Source organism: Pelagibaculum spongiae, from assembly GCF_003097315.1.
Lineage (GTDB): Bacteria > Pseudomonadota > Gammaproteobacteria > Enterobacterales > Pelagibaculaceae > Pelagibaculum > Pelagibaculum spongiae.
The window spans coordinates 657,782-682,339 of the sequence record NZ_QDDL01000001.1; the positions used below are offsets into that span (position 1 = coordinate 657,782).

Sequence of the window (24,558 nt, forward strand, 5' to 3'; positions counted from 1 at the left end):
GCTTCAGCTTTGCTTTTGATGCGTTTGCATCAACTGAATAAAATGATCAAACAGTGGCGCCACATCGTGCGGCCCCGGACTGGCTTCCGGGTGACCCTGGAAACTAAATGCCGGTCTGTCTGTTCGTTGGATGCCCTGAAGGCTGCCATCGAAAAGGGATTTATGAGTTGCGCGCAAATTCTCTGGCAAGCTTGCTTCGTCCACCGCAAAACCATGGTTCTGGCTGGTAATCATCACCACACCTGAATCCAAGTCTTGTACGGGGTGGTTGCCACCATGATGACCAAATTTCATCTTCATGGTTTGTGCACCTGAAGCCAGCGCCAACAACTGATGTCCCAAACAAATTCCAAATACCGGAATATCGGTCTTTAAGATTTGTTGAATCGCTTCAATTGCATAAGTACATGGCTCAGGATCACCCGGTCCATTGGACAAGAACACCCCATCGGGATTCATCGCCAGCACTTCAGCAGCAGGTGTTTTAGCAGGTACTACCGTCAGCTTACAGCCGCGGTCAGCAATCATGCGGAGAATATTTCGCTTGACCCCAAAGTCATAAGCCACCACATGGAAATCTGTCGGTTGATCCGATAAATCCTGATAGCCTTTTACCAAATCCCAACTGCCTTCTCGCCAAAGGTAGTTTTCATCGGTAGTAACTTCTTTCGCCAAATCCATGCCTTTAAGACCTGCAAATGCTTTAGCCGCAGCTAAAGCTTGTTGCTGTCCTGCTGGATCTGCTGCTTTTTCACAAGCAAAAATGCATCCATTTAATGCACCTTTATCTCTCAGCAAGCGAGTTAATCGTCGAGTATCTATTTCGGCAATCGCCACTACACCGCGTTGTTTCAACCAGGCATCGAGCGATTGCTCGCTACGCCAGTTGCTGGCTAACAGAGGTAAATCACGAATAACCAGTCCAGAGGCATGCAGTTGTACCGCTTCCTGGTCTTCGCTATTGCAACCTGTATTGCCAATATGCGGATAAGTGAGCGTGATGATTTGTTGCGCGTAAGAAGGATCAGTCAGGATTTCCTGATAGCCAGTGATCGATGTATTAAACACGACTTCACCGACGGTCTGTCCTTCGGCCCCTATTGAGACCCCATGGAAGATACTGCCGTCTTCTAGGGCAAGAATGGCTGGTGTGGTCAACGTTCGGCCTCCCTTATACTTCTGTTCTATAGCCCGTTTCAGGCGTAAAAAAAGCGAGACAGCCCAAATAATGCGCCTAACCCCGCTTTTATGCCAAATAAATAATTAGCATGACGAAAAATTGTATCCCCGCCAAGCAAATTGGACGCATCTTACCCTAAGCCTTCATCTTGCACAATCCAGAAATTTACCTTTATTTCAATTGGATCGAAACAAGTTGTCTGATTTCATTCCAAACTAGTGGTCCGGCGCCCTAGAGAATATTCAGCTGATATATTCGTTAACAAAAAGAAAATGCACGACCTAAGATTCCTTTTTGCGACCGTAAACGCAAAAAACAATAGATCGCTATAACAATATTTTCGCGATCATATAGAACGCAAGACTTTAACTTTCATTACTTTTCACAAACGCGCATATTCCAAAAATTCATATGCATTATTCCCGACATTTTATCATTTTATTTCTAGCGATTGATTCACATCAAGCCAGCCAACTGAAAGCTCAATAGTATTTTGCCCAAGCTCGCTAATCGATTTTAAATCGAGTTGAGCATTTTGCTTTTAAGGTATTCGCAGGGGAAAACATGAAGAAACTTGTAACAGGTTTAATGCTGAGTCTGGCTGCTGCCGGTATGTCTTTTAGCGCAATGGCCGCTGATATGTCTGACATGCTGCCTAAATATGAATACAAACTGAAAAGTTCTTTCGAAGTTGCTGGCCGTCAAGGCGTTGCTGCAAACGAAGATTTTATTTTCGTCAGCGGTAGCAAGTCTATTTTCAAATATGACAAGCAAGGCAAGTTAATGGCCAAGAACTTAAAGCCATTCAAAGGCTATCCTCTGGAAGCCAACCACATCGGTGATATCGATGTAGTCGGTGATGACTTGTATATTTCTGCAGAATTTTTTGTAGATGGTGCGGGCAAAGACATCCAGATCGCAGTTCATGATGCTAAAACACTCAAGTTCAAGCGTTCATTTGCTTTTGATCCTGCATCAGGTCAGCGTGAAGTTGCTGCATTAGCAGTTGACCGTATTAAAAACACCGCGTGGATGTGCTCATGGGTCGGCGGTGAATCTGGTCGTTATATTTATGAATATGACCTGACTACTGGAAAATACTTGCGTAAGGTTCACATGCAGCCAGTACCTCAGTACTGCCAAGGCATGCTGGCTAATGACGGCGACGTATTCCTGACAGCTGACGACGGCATTGCTGACGATAACGCTGCAGACAATATGTACCGGGTTAACGTAACCGACCAAGCTTACGCTTCTGTTGTTCAGGAAAAGAAATTTACCGAAGTGAAGCAAAACGGTGAAATTGAAGGCCTGACTATCGACCCAACAACCGGTGAGATGATGGTTTTGTTTAACCGCGGCAAACGTGTTGTACTGGGTATGCCAAAAGGCCATTACCCACGTTATGATCGTGAAATCCACGAAGTATATGTATATGAGCGCATCGCTAACTAATTAGCGCCGCACCTCAAATACAAAAAACCCGGTGATTGAAAAATCATCGGGTTTTTTATTTAAAAAAAGAATTAATCATTTATTTTCGACAAATACTTTTCCATTTCAATCTTCGGCACCATTCCACCGCCAGTAGCCCAAACTAGATGCGTTGCATTAGCTAGTTTTTCGTCCGTAAAATTCATTCTGTGTAAATATTCAACATTAGAATGCACTATCGCTGGGCCAATCATTCCTGCTAATGCCGATGGTTCAAGCCGAATTTTCTCTTGAGAATTTAATTCTGCCAACAGCTGGTACATGCGCTGATCAGAAATGGTGTAGTAACCATCCAGCAATCGCTGCATTGCCCGCCCAACAAAACCAGAAGCTCTGCCAACTGCCAAACCATCAGCTGCAGTGCGATTATCGATACCCAAATCCTGCACTGAAATTTGATCATGCAATCCAGTATGAACACCTAAAAGCATACAAGGTGAGTGAGTTGGCTCGGCAAAAATACAATGCACATTATCGCCAAAAGCCATCTTCAAACCAAAGGCCACACCACCAGGCCCACCACCAACACCACAAGGCAAATAAACAAATAATGGATGCTGCGTATCAACTTTAATTCCAGCTGAATCAAATTGTGCTTTTACGCGTTCACCGGCAACTGAATAGCCTAAAAAAAGTGTTTGGGAATTTTCATCATCGATAAAAAAACAGTTGGGGTTTTTCTCAGCTTCTTTTCTGCCTTGCTCAACTGCCACGCCATAGTCCTGCTGATATTCAACAACTGTCACGCCATGAGCACGCAGCTTATCTTTTTTCCACTGACGGGCATCGGCAGACATATGCACCGAAACGACAAAGCCTAATTTTGCGCTAATAATACCAATCGACAGCCCTAAATTTCCGGTTGAGCCGACGGCAATGCTGTAGCCTTTAAAAAATTTTCGAAAGTCATCTGAAAACAGCTTTGAGTAGTCATCATCAATACTGAGCAAACCGGCCTTGATTACCAGTTTTTCAGCATGAGTCAATACTTCATAAATACCGCCACGTGCTTTAATCGACCCGGAAATTGGCAAATGACTATCTTTTTTTAGCAGCAGTCGACCAGTTATCTCGGTTGAACAATCTTGTTGTAGAATATTTTTCATCTGAGAAATTTCTACAACGTCAGATTCAATAATACCGTTTGTTTCCGCAGTTTCCGGAAAGGCTTTTACCAAGTATGGTGCGAACCGCTGCAAACGGTCACTAGCATCTTTAATATCGGCGGCAGTTAGCCCAACATCAGGCAATGCTTCAGTAAAGCTGGTGATTTTTGGATTGAACCAACAAGTTTCTTCAAGATTAATTAATGATTGCAACAGAGGAAATTTTTCAACTAAAACTCGATTGGGACTTAACACACATTACCTCTTTAAATCATTCAAATAAAAAGCATAATCAACAAAGCCAAAATAAAATAACCCAGATCAAAAAAAAACACCCAATCTGAATTACAATTCACCGCGAGCCCGTTATAAAAGAATAAGACAGTAGGGGATTTGGATGAAAACCTTTAATTCAAAAATCGACCTGTGGTTTATTGTACTAATGACAGGTGTCATTCTCTATAGCGCATACCAGGCAACAGCGAGCTTCTACAGCCAACCCATAACTTTTTGGGCTAGTGTAATATTCGGCGGCATACTTCCAGTATCTTTCTTAGCACACACTAGATATACCATCCGACCTGAAGCTTTAGTTATCTATTGCGGCATATTTCGTTGGAAACTTGCATTTAATAGCAATAGTCAACTGACTATAGAGCCCAGCAAGACAATGCTGAGTTCGCCCGCCTTATCGCTAAAAAGAATAAAAGTACAGATAGATAACAGAAGCATAATTATCTCACCAAGCAACACTGACAAATTCTCTCGAGCATTAACAGCAGCCATTAGCGATCTAAAAAACTGAAATGATTCTTATTAAATAGCCCCGATTTATTGATCGGGGCTTAGCAAGAAAAAAATATCGATTACTTCAATCCGATATTAATTTAATCCCAATACATCTTGCATACTGAACAGACCTTGCTGCTGATTTTCTAACCAAGCTGCAGCACGGGTTGCACCCTTAGCGAAAGTCATTCGCGAACTAGCTTTATGCGTAATTTCTACGCGCTCGCCTTCGGTGGCAAACATTACCGTATGATCACCAACAATATCGCCTGCTCTCACCGTGGCAAAGCCGATCTCTTGTGGATCACGAGCGCCAGTTTGACCTTCACGGCCATAAACAGCACATTTATTTAGATCACGATTCAGCGTTTTAGCCACGGCTTCGGCCATGCCTAATGCAGTACCAGAAGGTGCATCAACTTTATGGCGATGATGTGCTTCTAATACTTCGATGTCATAGCCTTCATTCAATACTGAAGCCGCTAACTCAAGCAACTTAAAGCACAAGTTAACCCCGACACTCATATTCGGCGCAAAAACTATCGCTGTTTTTTCAGCAGATTGCGCTAACTCGGCTTTTTGATCGTCGGTTAGTCCGGTAGTGCCCACCACCATTTTACGACCAGCTAAAGCACACAAACGAGCATTTTCTAAGGTAGATTCTGGGCTGGTGAAATCGATCAACACATCAAAATCGTCTAGCACATCAGATAAACTACCGGCGATTTGAACATTGATCTTCCCCTGACCCGCTAGCTCTCCAGCATCAGCACCAATCAATGAAGAGTCTGGCCGCTCAACTGCTGCGCCCACTTCCATATCGGCTCTTTCGCTGACCGCTTCGATTAACACCCGGCCCATTCGACCGGCACAGCCGATAATTGCGATACGCTGCATAGTGACTCCTGATTTATAGTTCTGTTTTAATAACCAACAAAGCCATCAATTCCTCAAGCTTTATTGGTGGGCCACGTCATTCTCGCTAGGGATTGGCGAGGACCCAGCGACAGGGAAGTTAATCTAGCAACTTCTCGATGCCTGATGAATTTACCATTCATGGCAACTGAGCTCCGATACCCATACTCGAATGACTGATGCCATGTAATTGATCACGTCACAAATGGCAGCCGTCGCACCGGCAGCCTGCCTCTTTGCGACATACATTCCATCCTTGGAAATCGTCGTATCGGCTCCCTGCCTCCTTACGACATACATTCCATCCTTGGAAATCGTCGTATCGGCTCCCTGCCTCCTTACGACATACATTCCATCCTTGGAAATAAAAATAGCCCGCCTTATGGCGAGCTATTTTGAAGTATTCTCGAAACGATCACAAAGCTAATTAGCGATCGCCGAAGAACTTTTTCACACCGTCAAACCAATTCTTAGATTTCGGGCTGTGCTTATGGTGTTTTCCACCCATCGAATCATTGAATTCTTGCAATAATTCTTTTTGCTTAGTCGTCAGGCTGACAGGCGTTTCTACTGCAACCCGGCACATCAAATCACCTACCGGCCCGCCGCGAACCCCTTTAACACCTTTACCGCGCAAACGGAACATACGACCAGACTGAGTTTCCCCTGGAATTTTTAACTTCACTCGACCATTTAAAGTCGGCACTTCCAGTTCACCACCCAATGCTGCGGTCACAAAGCTAATGGGCACTTCACAGTACAAATCACTTTCTTCACGGGCAAAAATATCATGTTCTTTAACGTTAACCTGAACAAACAAGTCACCGGCAGGCGCGCCGCCAACACCCGCTTCACCTTCACCAGCCAGTCGAATTCTGTCACCAGTATCGACACCGGCAGGCACCTTAACCTGCAATACGCGAGAATCTTCTTTACGGCCCTGACCATGGCAGCTATTACAAGGATCAGAAATTACCTGACCTTGGCCATGACAAGCCGGACAAGTTTGCTGAACCGAGAAGAATCCTTGCTGCATCCGCACTTGGCCATGACCACCACAAGTACCACACGCTTTAGGTGATGAGCCTTTTTTAGAGCCAGTGCCATTACACGGCTCACAAGCGACTAATGTGGGAATCCGAATTTTTTTGTTACAACCATGAACCGCTTCTTCCAAAGTCAGATTCAGGTTATAGCGAAGGTTGGAGCCTCGTTGTGTTTGGCTCCGGCCACCGCGACCACCACCGCCAAAAATATCACCGAAAACATCACCAAAAACATCGCCAAAGCCTGCGCCGCCATAACCACCACCATGACCACCGCCCATTTGTGGGTCGACACCTGCATGACCATATTGATCATAAGCCGATCGCTTTTGCTTGTCAGACAGTATTTCGTAGGCTTCCTTAACCTCTTTGAAGCGCTCTTCGGAAGAGGCGTCGTCCGGGTTACGGTCTGGGTGGTACTTCATTGCCAAACGGCGGTAGGCCTTTTTCAGGTCTGCATCGCTGGTGCTTTTGTCTACGCCCAGTACTTCGTAAAAGTCTCTTTTTGACATAACCGTCTCAATCAATAGCTGTCTTCAGACAAACCAGCGTCTGTAATAGCGAAAAAATGTTTCGCGCGAACAAACCAAAAAAACGCAGCCGCTATTAACGGCTGCGTTTCTTATGGCGATTGGCCTTCTTTGCTTGACTGCCAATCACCATTAGCAGCCGTGCTTACTTTTTGTCTTCTTTAACTTCTTCAAACTCAGCATCAACGACGTTGTCGTCTTCTGGTGCTGCGCCTTGAGCTTGCTGCGCGCCTTCTGCTGCCTCAGGGTTTTCAGCCTGTTGCTTGGCATACAGTTTTTCAGCCAGCTTGCCTGAAACTTCAGTTAAAGTCTGAGTCTTAGCTTCGATGTCGTCTTTATCGTCGCCTTTCAGAGCTTCTTCAACTGCTGCAATTGCATCTTCAATGCTTTGCTTTTCTTCGTCTGACAGATCTTCCACTTCACCCAAAGATTTACGCGTTGCGTGAACCATGTTGTCTGCAGTGTTACGTGCATTAACCAGTTCATGGAACTTTTTGTCATCTTCAGCGTGAGCTTCAGCATCGCGAACCATCTGATCGATCTCGTCATCGCTCAAGCCAGAGTTAGCCTTGATGATGATGGACTGTTCTTTGTTGGTCGCCTTATCTTTAGCCGACACGTTCAAGATACCGTTAGCATCGATGTCAAAGGTTACTTCAACTTGTGGCATGCCACGTGGTGCTGGTGGGATATCAGCCAGATCGAAACGACCCAGAGATTTATTACCAGAAGCCACTTCACGCTCGCCCTGCAGTACGTGAACGGTTACTGCATTTTGATTGTCTTCAGCAGTCGAGAAAATCTGCGATTTCTTGGTAGGAATCGTGGTGTTTTTCTCGATCAGCTTAGTCATTACGCCGCCCATAGTCTCGATACCCAGAGACAGTGGAGAAACGTCTAACAGCAATACGTCTTTAACGTCACCAGAAAGAACGCCCGCTTGAATCGCTGCGCCCATGGCAACAGCTTCATCAGGGTTAACGTCTTTACGTGGCTCTTTACCAAAGAACTCAGCAACCTTCTGCTGAACCAATGGCATACGGATCTGACCACCAACCAAGATAACGTCATCAATTTCTGATGCTGCTAAACCAGCGTCTTTCAGCGCTTGCTTACAAGGTGCTAATGAGCGGTTTACCAGATCTTCTACTAAAGATTCCAGCTTAGCGCGGGTAATTTTTACATTTAAGTGCTTAGGACCGGTTTGGTCAGCAGTAATGTAAGGCAGGTTTACTTCAGTTTGCTGGCTAGAAGATAATTCAATCTTCGCTTTCTCGCCGGCTTCTTTCAAACGCTGCATTGCCAGTGGATCGCCTTTCAGGTCGATGCCTTGGTCTTTCTTGAATTCTGTTGCCAGGTAGTCAATAACTGCCATGTCAAAGTCTTCACCACCAAGGAATGTATCACCGTTGGTTGCCAATACTTCGAACTGACTTTCGCCATCAACTTCTGCAATTTCGATAATAGAGATATCGAAAGTACCACCACCTAAGTCATAAACAGCAACGGTAGAATCACCGCGTGCCTTATCCATGCCGTAAGCCAGTGCTGCTGCAGTTGGCTCGTTGATGATGCGTTTTACGTCTAGACCCGCAATACGGCCAGCATCTTTGGTTGCTTGGCGCTGTGAGTCGTTGAAGTAAGCAGGAACCGTAATAACTGCTTCAGAAACTGTTTCGCCTAGGAAATCTTCGGCAGTTTTCTTCATTTTCTTCAAGATTTCTGCAGAAATCTGTGGCGGTGCTAATTTCTCACCTTTTACTTCTACCCATGCGTCGCCGTTATCGGCTTTAGCGATGGTGTAAGGCACCATAGAGATGTCTTTCTGCACTACGTCGTCTTCAAAACGACGACCGATCAAACGCTTGATCGCATTCAAAGTATTAGTCGGGTTGGTAACCGCTTGACGCTTTGCAGACTGGCCGACCAGAATTTCGCTGTCGTCGGTATAAGCAATGATGGAAGGGGTCGTACGATCACCTTCACTGTTCTCAATTACTTTACAGTCTTTGCCTTCAAGGATTGCCACACACGAGTTGGTGGTACCCAGGTCGATGCCAATGATTTTGCCCATGGTATGGCTTCTCCGATTAAATCTGTTAACGCTTGTTAAAGTCTGCCCCTGATATGGGGACAGCGTTTTTCAGTTCAAGCCCTTATTTTTTTCAGAGCTATTCTGCTGTTTGCTTTCTATCTATTTGGCAACCATTACCCGAGCCGGACGGACCAGACGCTCGTTTAATAGGTAGCCTTTCTGAATCACAAACAACACTGTATTTGCTTCAGAACCAGCAACTTCCTGCATTGCCATCGCTTCATGACGCTCCGGGTTGAATACTTCACTTACTGGATTGATCTGAACCACGCCAAATTTGCTCAAACTATCGGTGAACATTTTTAACGTCATTTCTGTGCCTTCACGAATTGCCTTGTTGGCTTCATCGTCTTCGGCAATGCTTTCCAATGCTTTTTCAAGGCTATCGACTACTGGTAACAGCGAGCCAACAAACTTATCTAATGCAAACTTGTGCGCATTAGCAACATCACGCTCGGCGCGACGTTTGATATTTTCCATTTCAGCCTGGGCGCGTAATGCAAGATCCCAGTTTTCCTGTGCTTTCTTCTGCGCAGCCATTAATTGGCCCTGCAAATCTACTTCAGCTGACTCTGCCTGTTCGGCAACAGTTTCAACTTCTATTTCAGCTTCAACAACCTGTTCAGGCTGTTGCGCTTCATTCTCGATAGACTGCTCTTGCTGAGCCTCTGTCTTGTCGTTCATGGGGTCACCAATATCTAGAATATAAAGTCGACAATTCACTGACAGGCTATATGGGGATCAGCAGATTTGATTCAAGGGTTTTTCTTTGCAGTTTATGAATCTCTTCTGTTTTAGTGCCTTTTTACCCCATAATGCGATGAGTCACTTCAGTCAGGATCCGTCATGCAGTCAGTTAGCCAGGTCGGCGTAATCGGTAAGTTTCGCAATCAGGAAGCATTAGATACTGTCAGCGCACTTTGCCAGCACCTAAAAGCCAGAGGTATCAGTGTGATTCTGGAAGCAGTGACTGCTGCGGCACTCCAGGAACATGGCTTTGAAAATACTGAAAACTATCTCACCAGCTCCCGAGAAGAAATGGGCCAACAAGCCCAATTAGTTCTAGTGGTTGGTGGTGATGGCAGTTTGTTAAATGCCGCTCGCGCCCTATCGGTTCATAATGTGCCAGTAATGGGCATCAACCGCGGCCGATTAGGTTTTCTCACTGATATTCACCCTGATGACATGTTTTCACTGGTCGATCAGGTGCTAGATGGTAAATACGTTGAAGAGCAGCGCTTTTTAATTGAATGCCAAGTGATACGTAACGGTGAAAAGGTTGGCGAAGGGCGAGCACTTAACGACATCGTGCTGCACCTTGGCAAAATCTTGCGAATGATCGAGTTTGAAGTCACCGTCGATGATCACTTCGTTTATCGCCAACGCGCCGATGGGATTATTGTTGCCACGCCTACTGGCTCCACCGCTTACGCATTATCCGCTGGCGGACCGATTATGCACCCGACCATTGATGCAATTTCATTAGTGCCAATGAATGCTCATACCTTAAATAGTCGACCGATTGTGATTCCCGGCGACAGTCAAATTGAATTACTAATTACCGACAACAATGAAACCAGCCCGCAATTAAGCTGCGATGGCCAAGTGCATTTGCCTTTAGCACCCGGTGATCGCGTGTTAATTAAAAAGCAGGCTAATCGGTTAAAGCTCATTCACCCGCATGATCAGAATTACTTTCAAGTACTTCGCAGTAAATTGCAGTGGAATAACAATTAATAGAGAGCTTCCTTGCTCTTATTCTTTGATCTTTGTAATTTAATGCAATAAGTCATCAACGCACTAGGCGTCCAGATCAAATTATGACTGGCACGCCAACCTGCACGCTGATCACCGCCTCCTGCAGCTAATACTCGATGAACAACCGTGGCACAATTCTTCCTAAAAAGCCGATAATGTGCACCTGGCTTACTTCGAATTGCTTGCCATTCAGTTGCCATCGCTTGCTCATCTAGCCCATCAATATTAACCTGCCACGGCAAACGGTCTGAAAAATCAGGTCTAGCATGAAAAGATTTGTCTAAATTAGATAAAGCCATTTCTTTCTTTGCTTTAATACTATTCATAACAGTGGCAATAAATGCCGCTTCATTTTCGTTATGGCCACGCTCAAACCAATTATCAATATATTGCTCTGACACTCCCATCGCAGTATGCAACATATTCTCATGAAACATATTCACCACCATTTCTTCTGAAAACCCTTCAGATGAAAATTGACGCAAAATCATTGATAGGTCATTTATTTTTTTATTTCTAGGTCGCGTTTTCTCTTTTTTAAAATCATCTTCCGCTGAAAAGTGACTCGCCCGCGCCTTCACCCCAGGCAAAACATGAGAATGACCAATAGTATGATCAGGCCACCAACAAACGTACTTTCCTGTATCGAGGTGGCCCCCAATCTGCATCGCTGCATGACCAACAGTTCCAACATGCCGCATCATATTGGAAAGCGCATTCCCTGAAAAAACGCTCTTAGAAGCCCCTTTCGGTAACCACAAATATACCGTACAACTTTGGTTCATCATTCCACTCACGATTTAAAAATAAACAAAGCAATACAATGTGTTTTGTTTATAAAAACTTCATATATTATATAAATAACAAATCAAGTGCTAACAACCAAGGGCAAGGGCAAGGGTTAAAACATTTTTTTCTGAAACAACCGCTAGTACCACAAAAAAAACTTTCAAAAAAATCAAAAATTTATTGTTGTGAGTAATATTTTCGCCCTCCTGCGCAAACCATTAGAAATGACCAACCAAGGAACAAGGAACAAGGAACAAGGAACAAGGAACAAGGAACAAGGAACAAGGAACAAGGAACAAGGAACAAGGAACAAGGAACAAGGCATCAACTTTATTAGCATATTGTTTTTACTATAAAAATTACTCGGAATCTTGATTGAATAATTCAGGAATTATTTCAACACGTTTTTTTAGCTCTCCTTTAGCTACTTAGACATAATAATTTACCTTCCATTACGATACTGTATATTTACACAGTCTTATTCCTGTGCTACAAAACAACTGATCATTTATACAGTCTTGGCGAACTTGTATCCCGCCGCACCGATTTGAGCTTGAACACCATGCTAAAGCTACTCAACATTCAAAACTTTGCGATTATCGACCATCTGGAACTGGACCTTCAACCAGGCTTAACCGTTCTAACCGGCGAGACAGGTGCTGGCAAATCTATTTTGTTAGATGCCCTAACACTGGCATGCGGCGGCCGGCTAGAACAAAACCCGGTGCGGCCCGGTGCTGAAAAAGCAGAGATTTGCGCCAGCTTTGAATTGCAGCAACTACCAGAAGCAATGCAATGGCTCAAAGACAATGAAATGGATAGCGACCACGAATGTGTACTGCGAAGAGTCATCACCCCGGAAGGTCGTTCTCGCAGTTGGATTAATGGCAGCCTGCTGCCGTTAGCCAAGGTTCGTGATTTTTCCCGCTATCTGCTCGATATCCACGGCCAGCATCAACACTACTTGCTACTCAAGCGCGAAGCCCAATCAGAATTGCTCGACCATAGCGGCAAATTATTGCCTCAACTGCAACTGGTTGAGCAGGCTTGGAGTAATTGGCAATCGCAGCTCAAACAACTCAAAGCGCTGCAAAATAGCATTCAAACTCGCGGTCAAAGAATTGAATTTCTTAATTTTCAATTGGTAGATTTCAACCAACTTCAATTGCAAACCGATGAAATTGCACAATTGGAACAAGAACAAAAAAAACTATCCAGCGTCAGCATGCTCGCCACCACTGCAAAAAGTTGCGGCCAACAACTCGATAGCAGCCAACGCAGTTTAGTTAACGAAATTGAACGTCTGCAGGCACAGCTAGAGCCGTTAAAGGCAACCGAAACCCAGTTTGAGCCGATTTGCCAAATGCTAGATAGCGCACATATTCAGCTAGCCGAAGCGGCCAGCGAGCTCAATCACTACAGTCAAAGCTGCAACCTAGACCCGCAAAGGCTGAAATTTGTTGACCAACGTTTATCTGAAATTTACAGTTTGGCCAAACGGCACCGCTGTGCACCGGAGCTATTAAATGAAATTCAGCAGCAATTAAATGATGAATTAATACAACTAGAGCAAGTGGATTTAAATTGTGAACAGCTCGCTGAGCAAATTGCCGCGCTAGAACAGCATTACATGCTACAAGCACAGCAACTTAGCCAGTCGCGGCAGGCCACTGCCGAACAACTATCTCGCAAAGTCAGCCGCATGATGGGTAAGTTAGATTTAGCCAAGGGCCAGTTCGCAGTCGCTCTAGAAGCAAAACCTGCCGGACCGAGTGGTTTAGAGCAGGCAGAATTTCTTTGCACCACCAACCCCGGCCAACCGATGGGTCCCATCAGCAAAATTGCTTCTGGCGGCGAGCTATCTCGAATTAGCTTGGCGCTACAAGTCAGCACCATCGATTCACGCAGCCACACCACGCTAGGCTTTGATGAAGTCGATGTGGGTATTGGCGGTGCCACGGCCGAAACGGTTGGTGAGCTGTTACAAGAATTAGGCAAACAGCAACAAGTGCTTTGCATCACCCACCAGCCACAAGTTGCCAGTCGCGGTGATCAGCATTTGAAAATTTCCAAGCGAAGTGATCAGAAAAATACCTACAGCCGTTTCGATAGCCTTTCCTCCCAACAAAGAATTGAGGAAATAGCCCGCATGCTAGGCGGTCGAAAAATAACCCGCCAAGGCCTTCAACATGCGACGACTTTGCTAGAAGATGCGCTACGAAGTGAATAAAAGCGATATAGTTGTAACCAATCCCTACTTGGCGATAACTATTGATAACACTACAAAATAGACAATTTGCACGCCCACTGTCAGTAAATTGGTCTGTCAGCTAAGGCCTATTGGCTGTTAGAGTGCCTTTCATGCAGAAAACTGCCGCGACAAACGGAGTTTGATAACTGCATTTAGTTGCAACTTGGCACTATTCTTTTAATCACCTATCATGGCGCTCTAATGTGTGATTTGTCTGACTACTCGCACCCAGTAGCATCAGGACCAGAATTCAAGAGGATTGTTTTGGAAAATCAGGAACTGAAAAAGGCCGGACTCAAAGTGACCCTGCCAAGAGTCAAGATTCTGCAGATCCTTGAGACTACCGAGCAAAGACATGTCAGCGCCGAAGATGTCTACAAGGCACTTCTGGAAGCTGGCGAAGATGTCGGTCTGGCCACGGTATATCGAGTATTAACCCAGTTTGAAAATGCCGGACTCGTACTGCGCCACAATTTTGATGGTGGCCACTCGGTGTTTGAACTATCTCGCGGTGGGCACCATGACCATATGGTCTGCCTGGAAACTAACCGGGTAGTAGAATTTCACAGCGAAGAGATCGAGCGAATCCAGAAAGAACTTGCTGAAGCGGAAGGCTTTGAGCTAATCGATCACAATCTGGTGTTGTACGTTCGTCCAAAAGTTTCCAAGGAGTAGCGCCATGCGCCAGCTGATGTTGCCACTGGCTATGGCACTTACCCTCGGCCTTAGCGGCTGTAGTTGGGTTGACTCACTGATTTATACGGTCGACATTCGCCAGGGCACTTTGCCACCGACTGACAAGATCGAGCAACTCAAGCAAGGCATGACCCCTGAACAGGTCAACTATCTGCTTGGCAGCCCAAGCTTCCGTTCAATGGAAGACTCAGGGCATTGGGAATACGTTTACAGCTTGACCAGTGAACGCCAGCCAAATCAATACAGTCGCCTGACATTACATTTCAAAAATGGCCAGTTGCATATAATTGATCGTAGCAAGGTAGATAGTTCAGCCAAGCTATAAGTTAGATGCAAGCTTCAAATCAGTTTGCCCCCTTAGCCCGATTTTTTTCAGACTAAGAGGGCGAACTGCTATCTGGAGATTGGTTTTGAGGTTGTGCTTAACACCAACCAATCACAACGTTTTGAATTTAATCTATGCCGGATATAAATTTCCATCGCCCACTTTCTCTGCCGGCAAATTTTCAGATTTAACCTCAACCCAACCCGCTTGCTCGATAATCTCGAAAAAACTCAAATAAAGCATTCTGGCAAAGCCTTCATCTTCCCGAAAAACCTGTCTGGTATTTGGCAATCGCTGAATTAACGTTTCGGCATAACAGGCTGCTACAGGATCGGCATTACCATAGGCGATATAACAAGGCGACTTAATGTCTTCCAGAGGAATCTGCCAGTCAGCATGCACTAATAAAATATCCCGAATTAGCGCTGAAACACCTTGTCGATTATTCTCAATTGCTTCAATCAATGCAAAATCACGAACATCTTCTCGCAATAAAATTTGCGCATCGAATGGATTGAATAACTTACTAGTGTGCTGCAATGCCTTTTGCCAGTCATTGGCAAAATCACGTAATTGAAATGACATCAACCGCTCACTGACTTTTGGGAAATAACGAATTAACCTCGGCATCATTCTAAAGTATCCCGGCGCACCCTTAATTGTGTGCTCAGCAATATTCGGCGCAAAGCCTTCTAGTAATAAAACTCGATTAACGATATCCGAACACAGCCAAGCCGCACTCAATGCATAGGCACCACCGGCCACCACACCAATTACATCGACTTTTTTCAACTGCAAATGCTCGACCAGTGCTCGAAAATCTGCCGCGAAATCAGTAATTTTTTGATACGGCGCACCATTAGATAAACCGACCCCACCTCGCTCAGGAACAATCAATCTAATTTGGTATTTTTCTAGCAAAGGTAAATGCAATGGCACGCCGTAACGGCAGCTTAACGATGCATGACAGAGCACCATCGGCCTGCCATTTTTTGGCCCATATTCTCGATAGGAAATATTTTTTTCCGGTAATTTCACCAGACCATCTTTGCCATACTGCATGACTATTTTTTTGGCATCGGTCACCTGCAGCGGCGCATTGAGCACCAAAGAAATTAAATCGGCCTGACGGCTAACACCGGTTTTAACAAAGATTGCTTTTAAATAACCACGAATGGTGCGCGACTTGCTACTGCGCTGCTCGGCAATTTCATCGATGGTTTGCCCAGTCGCTAACCTGCAGGTGATATCAGCTTCAACCGGGGTCAAACCATATAATTGCTTAAGCCGCTGGATCGGTCAGCGCATCCATTAACTGAATGAAAGCACCTTGTTCAATCGCGGTTTTATAGATCAGTGGGATCAATTGCGCATGATTCATTATTATTACTATGCCCAAAGTAATTGGAGATGCTGGTAGGCCGCAAGAGAGCGAAGCCCCACGAGCTTAGGGTTGTAAATGATTGGGGTGAGCGAAAGCAGCCAACTCCCTAGCACCCTCAAATACGAAGGGTATATACCTGCACTTCATAATGCTTTTGATTTTGCAGCAATTCTGAGCGAATAAAATAACCGATTAATGTGATCAAATCGGCACTCTTCAAGAGATCCCCCTCAGGTGAGGGGAAATACTTTTAGCATAACTCCGTATTATCTGCAGCAAAAAGCATTAGCCAAACGAGCACCCCCAAACCACCTCAAGGTGCAAGGTTTCGCTCGAAGTGGTTTGGATATAATTATGCAGTTAAATCGACAGTTTATTTTGTTTGTAACTTTGGTTATTGGGTTAAACGGATGCGACCTAAGCAGTGTGATTGAACCTCAATTACCTTCTCAAGCATATAACGAACAAACACGTCATCAGCTGGCCATTTCGATGCAGCACTCAGACCCGTATCGGTTGCGCACCTTCAGCAACATGGCCAGCGATAGCTGCAACTGAATCAGATATATTATCTGTCGATTGCAATAACAGTGTTTCAGCTTCGGCGTTAATCCCTTGTGACCAGATTTTTAATTTGGCGTTTAATCTGGCCTGAAGTTTTGCCGACGTCAGCACAAAACTTGGCTCGATCATGCTCACTGCTGCATGCCCTTGCAATAAATCTTTAGCCGGTCTGTTACTGAATACAGGCTTACCTTCACAGTCCAACAGAACAATGCCCGTTTTAAGCCGATTGAAGATTGACTGGGCAATGGCTTGTTGATGTTGCAGCTGACTCATTTTTCCAACAATAAAGTAGCACCACTTTCATGTGACTAGAGACGAGTCCTGCGGCACGCTCCGAACCCGTCATTCCGAGCGGGGATGCCAGAACCCAGTCGCCAAGGATGGCAACTCAGCATTAATGGATCCATCCCTCCTTGCGGTATACATTCCTTCCTTGGAAATCGTCGATCCGGCTTCCTGACAGAAAATTGCTCCGTGCATTTTCTGCACTTCTTACATCCTGTAAGTCGCCTACTATCGACATACATTCCTTCCCTGGAAATCGTCGATCCGGCTTCCTGCCTCCTATCGACATACATTCCTTCCCTGGAAATCGTCGATCCGGCTTCCTGCCTCCTATCGACATACATTCCTTCCCTGGAAATAAAAACGCCGGTGAATCGAGTGATTCACCGGCGTTTTTAATCAATACATGCTATTGCTTAGCGGCTTTGGCCTGTTCAGCCCGGCGCTTACGAACTTCTTTCGGGTCGGCAATTAATGGCCGGTAGATCTCAATTCGGTCGCCATCACGGAGCAAATCATCCCATTTACATTTTTTAGAAAAAATGCCCACAGGAGTTTTGCCTAATTCTATTTGCGGATACTTGTTCAAAATGCCAGATTTTTCGACCGCAGCCTGAACATCGGCCCCTTTTTCTACCTTTACTGAAAGCAAACTTTGTTGATGCTCCAGTGCATAAACCACTTCGATATTTAACACTTCAGCACCACCATTATCTTCATTTAAAAACTAGAACGCAGACTTATAAACCTGACGCGCTCTTTTACTAAAAGCATCTAAAAGACCATTGGAAATGCCATTAAAAATTGGCCCAAATGCCAAGTTAGCCATTTTGTTAGAAAAGCCAAAGTCGATTTCAACCTCAACTTTAGATGCTTGGGCCTGCAATGGGCGAAATACCCAATGACCCGTCAAATGACTAAATCCACCTTCGACCAATTCAATATGAATTGACTCACCATCCACCACCCGGGTACGGGTGGTGAATGATTTATGCAATCCGCCTTTGGCCAATTCTAGTGTTGCCACCAGACCTTCACCGTGACGCTCTATGACTTTGGCTTCGCGACACCAGGGTAAAAACTCTGGGTACTGCTCCACATCATGCACCAGATCGAACATCTGCTGCGCGGTAAACGGCAAAAGCGCTGAATGTACAACTTTCGGCATACTGCTCCCGAAATTAATTAACCAAAAACAAAAAGTTACCCATCTATCCCAGCAAACCTAATGCATTAAGGAAGATGACAAATACCAAACCGGGTGCAACCACTCGGCTGGTCCACAACCATATGGTAAACAAACCGCCCTTACCATCCAACTGTTGCGTTTGCATTTCCCGGCTAATAAACCAGCTGGCAAATACGGCAATCAGCAATCCGCCCAGTGGCAGCATGATGTTAGCGGTCAGATAATCCAGGTTATCAAAAATGGTTCGGTCAAAAATCTTGAAATCAGCCAACACGTTAAATGACAGCACGGTGCCGATACCAATTACCCAACACAGCAAACCAACCAACCAGGCTGACTTAGCTCGGCTCCAGTTCTTGTTTTCGACCAGCCAAGAGACACCTGGTTCCAATAAAGAAATTGCCGAAGTCCAACCGGCAAATGCCACCAGCAGATAGAACAAAGTGCCAAAGAAACCGCCAAACTCCATACTAGTGAAGGCCAGCGTTAAGGTCGAGAACAGCAAACCTGGGCCCGCGCCTGGGTCCATATTATTGGCAAATACAATCGGGAAGATCACCATGCCCGCCATCAAAGCAACCAGCGTATCCATACCCGCAATGATCACCACGGTTTTGCCGATATTGATATCTTTAGGCAGATAAGAGCCATAAATCATAATCGCACCCATACCCAAAGACAGAGTAAAGAACGAATGACCTAAAGCGACCAGTACTGAATCCCAGCTGAGTTTTGAGAAGTCAGGCGCAAACAAAAATTCTAGCCCTTGTACAAAATGCCCGGTGGTTGCTGCATATCCCAGCAACACACATAACAGCGCAAATAACAGTGGCATTAAATACTTAACTAACTTTTCAATACCATCAGAAACTCCACGTGCCACTACCACTGTGGTGATTAAGGCAAACAAGGTGTGCCATAACATCAACTCACCAGGGTTTGACACTAACGCGCTAAAACTGCCCTTAATCTCTTCTAGAGGCAACTCATGAAATGCCGGCGAAGCAATGCGCTGCACATAAGCCAGCGCCCAGCCGGCGACCACGGTATAAAAAGACAGAATTAAAAATCCGGCCAAAGTGCCCATATAACCAATAAATGACCAAGCACCACTACCACCATATTGGCGACCCAGGTTCATCATGGTATTGATTGGAGATTGTTTGCCGGCTCGGCCCAGAAGTACTTCCGAGACCATAATAGGTATGCCAACCAATGAGATACAGATCAGATAGACCAGTACAAAAGCGCCACCACCATTCTCACCTGTGATGTAGGGGAACTTCCAAATATTACCCAGCCCGACTGCTGAACCGGTTGCTGCAAGAATAAACATCCACTTATTTGACCACTGGCCATGGATTGACTGTCCGCTATCAGCTGACATGACTCACCCCTTTTTGTTATTGTTGGCGTATTGTTATCTGTTTTGCAATTTCCCTCAAGACTGACCGATTAGTCAATAGCGAATTGCTACTTTAGCCCACATCATTCTTGAGACAGGCGTTAGGATTCATGGCAAAGAAAAAGCCTCAGGCACCAAGCAGCACTATTGCGTTAAACAAAAAGGCCAAACACGACTACTTTCTTGAAGATCGGATTGAAGCCGGCATTGCGTTACAAGGCTGGGAAGTCAAAAGCCTCCGCGAAGGCAAACTACAAATGGTCGATTGCTACGTGATCTTCAAAAATGGCGAAGCCTTTTTATTAGGCGCACTCATTAGCCCATTGAACACCACCAGCACCCATATATTCCCCGACCCGACCCGCACCAGAAAACTTCTGATGCATGCAGAAGAACTTTACAAACTGCAATCATCCATCGACCGCAAAGGCTTCACTTTGCTAGCAACCGCAGTCTATTGGAAAAAAGGCATGGTTAAAGTCGAACTGGCATTGGGTAAGGGTAAAAAGCAGCACGACAAACGTGCCACCGAAAAAGAACGTGATTGGGATCGTCAGAAAAACCGGATCATGAAAGAGAATTAATGGCTCTGTGCAATCAGTTCCGGTGCCCAGCACTATTGTTAAGCACCATCATCCTGCACAAGGAAGTGCAGGATCTATGCAACATGTAAGTTAGGAGCGTAGAAAGAAATAAACACCCTTAATGTAGGTCGTCATGAGCGAAGCGAATAGCGACTTGCCAACAAATTGTCACGCTTCGCCGAGGCTCAGGGATGACCTACGAGAGAACACAGAAAAATTATTTATTTCCACGGCCCTTAAATCATTCCCTTGCATACCACCCAACACATTTTTGATTTTGTTGAGAAAGTACTGGGTAGCACTACGCCTATCTAACCTCCATTGATTTCGTTCCTCAAAGCTAATATCACAACACCCCTAATCTCCGCTTGAGCCCCTATATCAATTGGGCTACACTCCGCTGGCTGGATTTCGGGAACCCTCTGGGTTTCAGTGATCAGCTTGGTTTTGGGGACGACATGGCTTCGACGTGGGTTACAAAACCTTAGGTGCATGTCGAGGGGGCAATCACCCTCGTTAATCCATAATTGCACATTCTTAGTTGCCAACGACGACAACTACGCTTTAGCAGCTTAACAGCTGCTGACTACCTAGACGGTTTGTCTGTGGGGTGCTCTAGGTAGACAATTAACACAGAATAAGTTTCGCTAGTGCCCGACTAGTGAGATCGAAAATCTTAGGGCTCGCTTCCGTGCATCCTGTCAGTCGGATAATCGGCGGTTAAATTTGAAGACTTGACTAAGCATGTAGTACCGAGGGCAGAGGATTTGCGGACGCGGGTTCGATTCCCGCCGTCTCCACCAAATTCACATTAAAGGCTTGAAATTATTAAATTTCAGGCCTTTTTTGTATCTGCAGATTCGTTAAATCGATATTATTTAATTTATCTCTTCGAGATCAGTCGCTAAGTCTAAAATTGGCATTATTCGAAAATTTGACTGGATAACGCTTAACTTTCAACCTGATATCAATATACTCAAGTAACGCTTCTGGAAAATAAGGCCAAAAGCGCCTATTTAAAATTCGTTGCGTGCAGCTTTTAAAAAATCCAGCAATGGTTAAATAAAACAATCAAAGCTCGTAGATTAGTTTTCTTGCTCTGCACTGGGTACAAATAAAGATAATCCTGACCAGCTTTGGATTGATTTTATAATGAGGACTACTTAAATGGCAGAAATAACCTCTTCAACACCCAAGCTATTTTCTGAACTCTACACCCTCATTACCGACTCTCGTCAAAAAACTACAACAGCAGTCAACACCTCCCTGACTTTTATGTACTGGCAGATCGGCTAGCGAATCAATCAAGAAGTGCTGGGTGGTGAACGAGCTGAATACGGCAAGCAGATTGTCGTCACACTGGCGCGACAATTGACCAATGAGTTTGGCCGGGGCTTTTCTGATAAGCAGTTGCGCCGGATGATGCAGTTTGCCGAGGTCTTCCCGGAGCAAGAAATTGTCGTATCGCTGATGCGACAATTTAACTGGACCCACCTTATCGCCCTGATCCCCATGAAAGACCCGTTGCAATGGGAATTCTATGCCCAAATGTGCCGCATTGAAGGCTGGAGCGTACGGGGGTTGGCAGAAAGAATCGACTCCATGTTGTATCAACGTACCGCGCTGTCAAAAAAGCCGGAAAAGCTGATTTAACAAGAATTACAAAACCTAGCTGAGAAAAACCGCATGGAACCCAGCCTAGTACTAAAAGACCCTTATGTGCTGGACTTTTACAGTTGAATGACCATTACCTAGAGAAAGATCTTGAAGACGCAATTCTGCGTGACCTTGAAGGTTTTCTACTAGAGCTAGGTGCAGGCTTTTCCTTTATCGCTCGGCAAAAGCGCATCCAGATCGATGGCGACGATTTCTACATTGACCTGCTGTTTTACAACCGGCAGTTGAAACAGCTGGTGGCGATTGATTTAAAAATCGGTCGTTTTAAAGCTCACTACAAAGGGCAGATGGAACTCTACCTGCGCTGGCTCGATCAACACAAACGTCAGCCGGGCGAAGAACCTCCACTGGGCATTATTCTCTGCGCCGAAAACCGTAAAGAACAAATTGAATTGCTACAGCTGGATGATGCCGGTATTCACGTAACGGAATACCTCACCGTATTACCCGAGCGCGAAGTACTGTACACCCGCTTGCAACGCGCGATCGATGAAGCACAAAAGAAGTATGCGCTAAAGGAATCTAATTAATTAATACATTACTTTGGTGCAAAAAGTCTGAAATTATTGCAATATTTTGCGTAACGATGGCGTGAGCTAAATAAAAGCACCAACCTAATTGCCGAGCGCAAACGCTGGTTTGAAAGTGCGCTTACTATCCTGCAAACCCGGCCAGAATTATTGGCTGATTTTTTAAAAGACAAACCCTATCGATATATTATATCGACCGCTTTGTAACTTATTACTTAATCAAAAAATAGTGCGACAGTGTCGCACCATTTCAGGAAGCTTCAGATTGAGATCAAGTCACTGCTTGCATAAACTGATTTAACCTCGACAGCTGGCACTTCAATATCAAAAGCCTCTTCCAAATCGCGCTTAATTCTGCGGTATTCGCCCATCTTTTCTTTATTGAAAAACAACCAAGAGCAACTACTGCAAACAAAAACAATTAAAATTACATTTAGAGAAAACAAAAAGCCACTTACATTATCGACCGATACATATAATACATTATGTGTTCTAGAGAAATGCAAATATCTTTACGAATCAACTACAGCACCCTTTTCATACATTGTCAGATTGATTCAAATTGTTTTTTAATTTTCAATTTTTTTGTATTTTTTAGCTAAATAAATTTAATGTTATACCGCTTTAAACGCACTAACTTGCATCACAAGAAAGGTGCAACCGATATTATCTTCACTATAACTGGCTATTATTGGCATTTATCAGGCCTCTAACATGTAGTTAAAAATTGCATCTTTCCCATAGTTCACACCCGCCGTTTTACTGAAGAGGCTTTTCTAGTAAATTCTTCAATCGCAAAAGAGATTAGCGCAAACCATCATCTATTTCTGACAAACAGAACCCTTACAGACTGTTAATAAACTTGTTTTAACGCAACCCAATACGAATGATGGTGGTTATCATATTGACACACACTCGACTGTGCGATACAAAACACCTCCGAAAGCAGATAAATATCACCTTCATCTAGGTATGATGTTTTCAAGCAGGGCACATGAACGAAACCATTACTCAAGACTACTATCCCTCAGCCAACAATCATGCCCCTAATCGCTTGCTTGAAGTCACCCAAGCCCAACGTGCGCGGTTATTTTATATCGACTTCCGCTTATTCTTCTACGGCACAATCAATCGGGCCGATCTAGTTGCTCGCTTTGGTATTAAAGAAGCCGCCGCATCACGTGACCTGTCATTATATAAAGAAATTGCACCAAAAAATATCGAGTATGACACCAAAGGCAAAAGCTATATTCAACGACAAAGCGAAAACATAAAATGCTGCTTTGCACCACTATTTGAATATACAGCAAACCAAACATTAGCAAGCCTTCTTCATGGTTTTGGGGATGATTTTCTAGGGGTTCAAGAACCACTAATTCCTTGTATATCTCCAGTACTCTTGAATGCTCCAGATCTTCAATCACTGGCGCTCATTACTAAAGCCATTTATCAGAAGAAAATTTTAAAGATAACTTACCACTCGCTAACCAGTGGATTATCTCAAAAGGAAATCACCCCTTTTGCTTTAATTAATAATGGACTACATTGGCATGTTCGAGGCTATGACCGATCACAGAAACGATTTGCCGATTTTGTAATCAATCGAATCGAGTTGCCACAACTCATTGATAAAACGCCCTCGAAGGATCAAACCAAAACTGCTGATGATCAGTGGAATAAAATTGTTGAATTACGCATTCAAGCACATCCAAAGCTAGAGCATCCAAAAACTATAGAGCATGAGTATGCAATGCAAAACGGAGAACTTAAAATAGAAGTTCGAGCAGCTATTGCAGGCTATGTTTTACGCTATTGGAATGTAGATTGCTCTGACCAACCCAATAGTTCTCTAGCGGGATTTCATCTTTGGCTAGCAAATAAGGATGCACTGAAGAGGCTCGACAATCTCATTCTTGCAACGGGTAACAACTACGCAACTCATATCATGGATGATTGAGAGGAT

General features: G+C 44.6%; 22 protein-coding genes and 1 other RNA gene. 11 read left to right on the top strand and 12 right to left on the bottom strand.

The features are described from left to right. Positions 1–3: 3 nt before the first annotated feature. Positions 4–1,158 (bottom strand): glutamine-hydrolyzing carbamoyl-phosphate synthase small subunit, encoded by a 1,155-nt coding sequence (gene carA, locus DC094_RS02885; RefSeq protein WP_116685570.1) that lies wholly within the window; start codon positions 1,156–1,158, stop codon positions 4–6. Between the two features lie 586 nt (positions 1,159–1,744). Between carA and DC094_RS02890 the strand changes: the two genes are divergently transcribed. Beyond that, positions 1,745–2,635: a hypothetical protein gene (locus DC094_RS02890; protein WP_116685571.1), complete on the top strand. Its 891-nt coding sequence runs from the start codon at positions 1,745–1,747 to the stop codon at positions 2,633–2,635. A 71-nt stretch (positions 2,636–2,706) separates the two neighbouring features. Here DC094_RS02890 and dsdA read toward each other — a convergent pair whose 3' ends face one another. Continuing rightward, the gene (gene dsdA / locus DC094_RS02895; protein ID WP_116685572.1) at positions 2,707–4,035 is read right to left on the bottom strand and encodes a D-serine ammonia-lyase; all 1,329 of its coding nucleotides are present in this window, start codon (positions 4,033–4,035) and stop codon (positions 2,707–2,709) included. 187 nt (positions 4,036–4,222) lie between these two features. On the opposite strand from dsdA, the gene DC094_RS22800 reads away from it, so the two are divergent. Next, the gene (locus DC094_RS22800) at positions 4,223–4,585 is read left to right on the top strand and encodes a PH domain-containing protein (RefSeq protein WP_369406196.1); all 363 of its coding nucleotides are present in this window, start codon (positions 4,223–4,225) and stop codon (positions 4,583–4,585) included. 77 nt (positions 4,586–4,662) lie between these two features. Here the strand turns inward: DC094_RS22800 and dapB are convergent, their stop codons facing one another. The 4 genes from dapB to grpE form a co-directional block, all read right to left on the bottom strand. After that, a complete protein-coding gene (gene dapB / locus DC094_RS02905; RefSeq protein ID WP_116685574.1) occupies positions 4,663–5,466 on the bottom strand; it encodes a 4-hydroxy-tetrahydrodipicolinate reductase in 804 nt (267 codons plus the stop codon). 445 nt (positions 5,467–5,911) lie between these two features. Beyond that, complete coding sequence (gene dnaJ / locus DC094_RS02915) at positions 5,912–7,042, bottom strand: molecular chaperone DnaJ (RefSeq protein WP_116685576.1); 1,131 nt, start codon at positions 7,040–7,042, stop codon at positions 5,912–5,914. A 163-nt stretch (positions 7,043–7,205) separates the two neighbouring features. After that, entirely contained in the window at positions 7,206–9,134 is a 1,929-nt protein-coding gene (gene dnaK / locus DC094_RS02920) for a molecular chaperone DnaK (protein WP_116685577.1), read from the bottom strand. Positions 9,135–9,254: 120 nt separating this feature from the next. Then, a complete protein-coding gene (gene grpE, locus DC094_RS02925; protein ID WP_116685578.1) occupies positions 9,255–9,839 on the bottom strand; it encodes a nucleotide exchange factor GrpE in 585 nt (194 codons plus the stop codon). Between the two features lie 162 nt (positions 9,840–10,001). On the opposite strand from grpE, the gene DC094_RS02930 reads away from it, so the two are divergent. Further along, entirely contained in the window at positions 10,002–10,892 is an 891-nt protein-coding gene (locus DC094_RS02930; RefSeq protein ID WP_116685579.1) for an NAD(+) kinase, read from the top strand. Here DC094_RS02930 and DC094_RS22990 read toward each other — a convergent pair. Next, complete coding sequence (locus tag DC094_RS22990) at positions 10,889–11,701, bottom strand: hypothetical protein (RefSeq protein ID WP_133245451.1); 813 nt, start codon at positions 11,699–11,701, stop codon at positions 10,889–10,891. The two genes, DC094_RS02930 and DC094_RS22990, sit on opposite strands and share 4 nt — an antisense overlap. Before the next feature lie 563 nt (positions 11,702–12,264). Here DC094_RS22990 and recN point away from each other — a divergent pair. From recN to DC094_RS02950, 3 genes are all read left to right on the top strand, one after another. Then, positions 12,265–13,932 (top strand): DNA repair protein RecN, encoded by a 1,668-nt coding sequence (gene recN / locus DC094_RS02940; protein ID WP_116685581.1) that lies wholly within the window; start codon positions 12,265–12,267, stop codon positions 13,930–13,932. A 279-nt stretch (positions 13,933–14,211) separates the two neighbouring features. Then, entirely contained in the window at positions 14,212–14,628 is a 417-nt protein-coding gene (fur, locus tag DC094_RS02945) for a ferric iron uptake transcriptional regulator (RefSeq protein ID WP_241503974.1), read from the top strand. Between the two features lie 4 nt (positions 14,629–14,632). Beyond that, the gene (locus DC094_RS02950; protein ID WP_116685583.1) at positions 14,633–14,974 is read left to right on the top strand and encodes an outer membrane protein assembly factor BamE; all 342 of its coding nucleotides are present in this window, start codon (positions 14,633–14,635) and stop codon (positions 14,972–14,974) included. A 132-nt stretch (positions 14,975–15,106) separates the two neighbouring features. Here DC094_RS02950 and DC094_RS02955 read toward each other — a convergent pair whose 3' ends face one another. From DC094_RS02955 to DC094_RS02980, 5 genes are all read right to left on the bottom strand, one after another. Beyond that, complete coding sequence (locus tag DC094_RS02955) at positions 15,107–16,243, bottom strand: alpha/beta hydrolase (protein ID WP_116685584.1); 1,137 nt, start codon at positions 16,241–16,243, stop codon at positions 15,107–15,109. A 616-nt stretch (positions 16,244–16,859) separates the two neighbouring features. Continuing rightward, a complete protein-coding gene (locus tag DC094_RS02960; protein WP_116685585.1) occupies positions 16,860–17,198 on the bottom strand; it encodes a hypothetical protein in 339 nt (112 codons plus the stop codon). A 421-nt stretch (positions 17,199–17,619) separates the two neighbouring features. Further along, the gene (locus DC094_RS02970) at positions 17,620–17,907 is read right to left on the bottom strand and encodes an RnfH family protein (RefSeq protein WP_116685587.1); all 288 of its coding nucleotides are present in this window, start codon (positions 17,905–17,907) and stop codon (positions 17,620–17,622) included. 30 nt (positions 17,908–17,937) lie between these two features. Next, on the bottom strand, positions 17,938–18,378 hold the full coding sequence (locus tag DC094_RS02975; RefSeq protein WP_116685588.1) for a type II toxin-antitoxin system RatA family toxin: 441 nt from the start codon (positions 18,376–18,378) through the stop codon (positions 17,938–17,940). A 43-nt stretch (positions 18,379–18,421) separates the two neighbouring features. Further along, positions 18,422–19,786, bottom strand: coding sequence for a sodium-dependent transporter (locus tag DC094_RS02980; RefSeq protein WP_116685589.1), 1,365 nt, complete (start codon positions 19,784–19,786; stop codon positions 18,422–18,424). A gap of 128 nt (positions 19,787–19,914) precedes the next feature. Between DC094_RS02980 and smpB the strand changes: the two genes are divergently transcribed. The 5 genes from smpB to DC094_RS03000 all read left to right on the top strand — a co-directional run bounded on the left by smpB (position 19,915) and on the right by DC094_RS03000 (position 24,552). Continuing rightward, positions 19,915–20,388 (top strand): SsrA-binding protein SmpB, encoded by a 474-nt coding sequence (gene smpB, locus DC094_RS02985; RefSeq protein ID WP_116685590.1) that lies wholly within the window; start codon positions 19,915–19,917, stop codon positions 20,386–20,388. A gap of 449 nt (positions 20,389–20,837) precedes the next feature. Next, positions 20,838–21,191: a transfer-messenger RNA gene (gene ssrA / locus DC094_RS02990) on the top strand. Positions 21,192–21,699: 508 nt separating this feature from the next. After that, positions 21,700–22,041, top strand: coding sequence for a DUF1016 N-terminal domain-containing protein (locus DC094_RS22805; protein ID WP_339374113.1), 342 nt, complete (start codon positions 21,700–21,702; stop codon positions 22,039–22,041). Positions 22,042–22,124: 83 nt separating this feature from the next. Further along, entirely contained in the window at positions 22,125–22,595 is a 471-nt protein-coding gene (locus tag DC094_RS22810; protein WP_339374114.1) for a PDDEXK nuclease domain-containing protein, read from the top strand. Between the two features lie 994 nt (positions 22,596–23,589). After that, positions 23,590–24,552 (top strand): BrxR family transcriptional regulator, encoded by a 963-nt coding sequence (locus DC094_RS03000; protein WP_116685591.1) that lies wholly within the window; start codon positions 23,590–23,592, stop codon positions 24,550–24,552. The last annotated feature ends 6 nt before the right edge of the window (positions 24,553–24,558 follow it).

Coding starts and splice junctions, on each gene's coding strand:
- DC094_RS02890 (WP_116685571.1), top strand. CDS start 1,745: ATGAAGAAACTTGTAACAGGTTTAATGCTGAGTCTGGCTGCTGCCGGT.
- DC094_RS22800 (WP_369406196.1), top strand. CDS start 4,223: ATGACAGGTGTCATTCTCTATAGCGCATACCAGGCAACAGCGAGCTTC.
- dapB (WP_116685574.1), bottom strand. CDS start 5,466: ATGCAGCGTATCGCAATTATCGGCTGTGCCGGTCGAATGGGCCGGGTG.
- dnaJ (WP_116685576.1), bottom strand. CDS start 7,042: ATGTCAAAAAGAGACTTTTACGAAGTACTGGGCGTAGACAAAAGCACC.
- dnaK (WP_116685577.1), bottom strand. CDS start 9,134: ATGGGCAAAATCATTGGCATCGACCTGGGTACCACCAACTCGTGTGTG.
- grpE (WP_116685578.1), bottom strand. CDS start 9,839: ATGAACGACAAGACAGAGGCTCAGCAAGAGCAGTCTATCGAGAATGAA.
- DC094_RS02930 (WP_116685579.1), top strand. CDS start 10,002: ATGCAGTCAGTTAGCCAGGTCGGCGTAATCGGTAAGTTTCGCAATCAG.
- DC094_RS22990 (WP_133245451.1), bottom strand. CDS start 11,701: ATGATGAACCAAAGTTGTACGGTATATTTGTGGTTACCGAAAGGGGCT.
- recN (WP_116685581.1), top strand. CDS start 12,265: ATGCTAAAGCTACTCAACATTCAAAACTTTGCGATTATCGACCATCTG.
- DC094_RS02950 (WP_116685583.1), top strand. CDS start 14,633: ATGCGCCAGCTGATGTTGCCACTGGCTATGGCACTTACCCTCGGCCTT.
- DC094_RS02960 (WP_116685585.1), bottom strand. CDS start 17,198: ATGAGTCAGCTGCAACATCAACAAGCCATTGCCCAGTCAATCTTCAAT.
- DC094_RS02975 (WP_116685588.1), bottom strand. CDS start 18,378: ATGCCGAAAGTTGTACATTCAGCGCTTTTGCCGTTTACCGCGCAGCAG.
- DC094_RS02980 (WP_116685589.1), bottom strand. CDS start 19,786: ATGTCAGCTGATAGCGGACAGTCAATCCATGGCCAGTGGTCAAATAAG.
- smpB (WP_116685590.1), top strand. CDS start 19,915: ATGGCAAAGAAAAAGCCTCAGGCACCAAGCAGCACTATTGCGTTAAAC.
- DC094_RS03000 (WP_116685591.1), top strand. CDS start 23,590: ATGAACGAAACCATTACTCAAGACTACTATCCCTCAGCCAACAATCAT.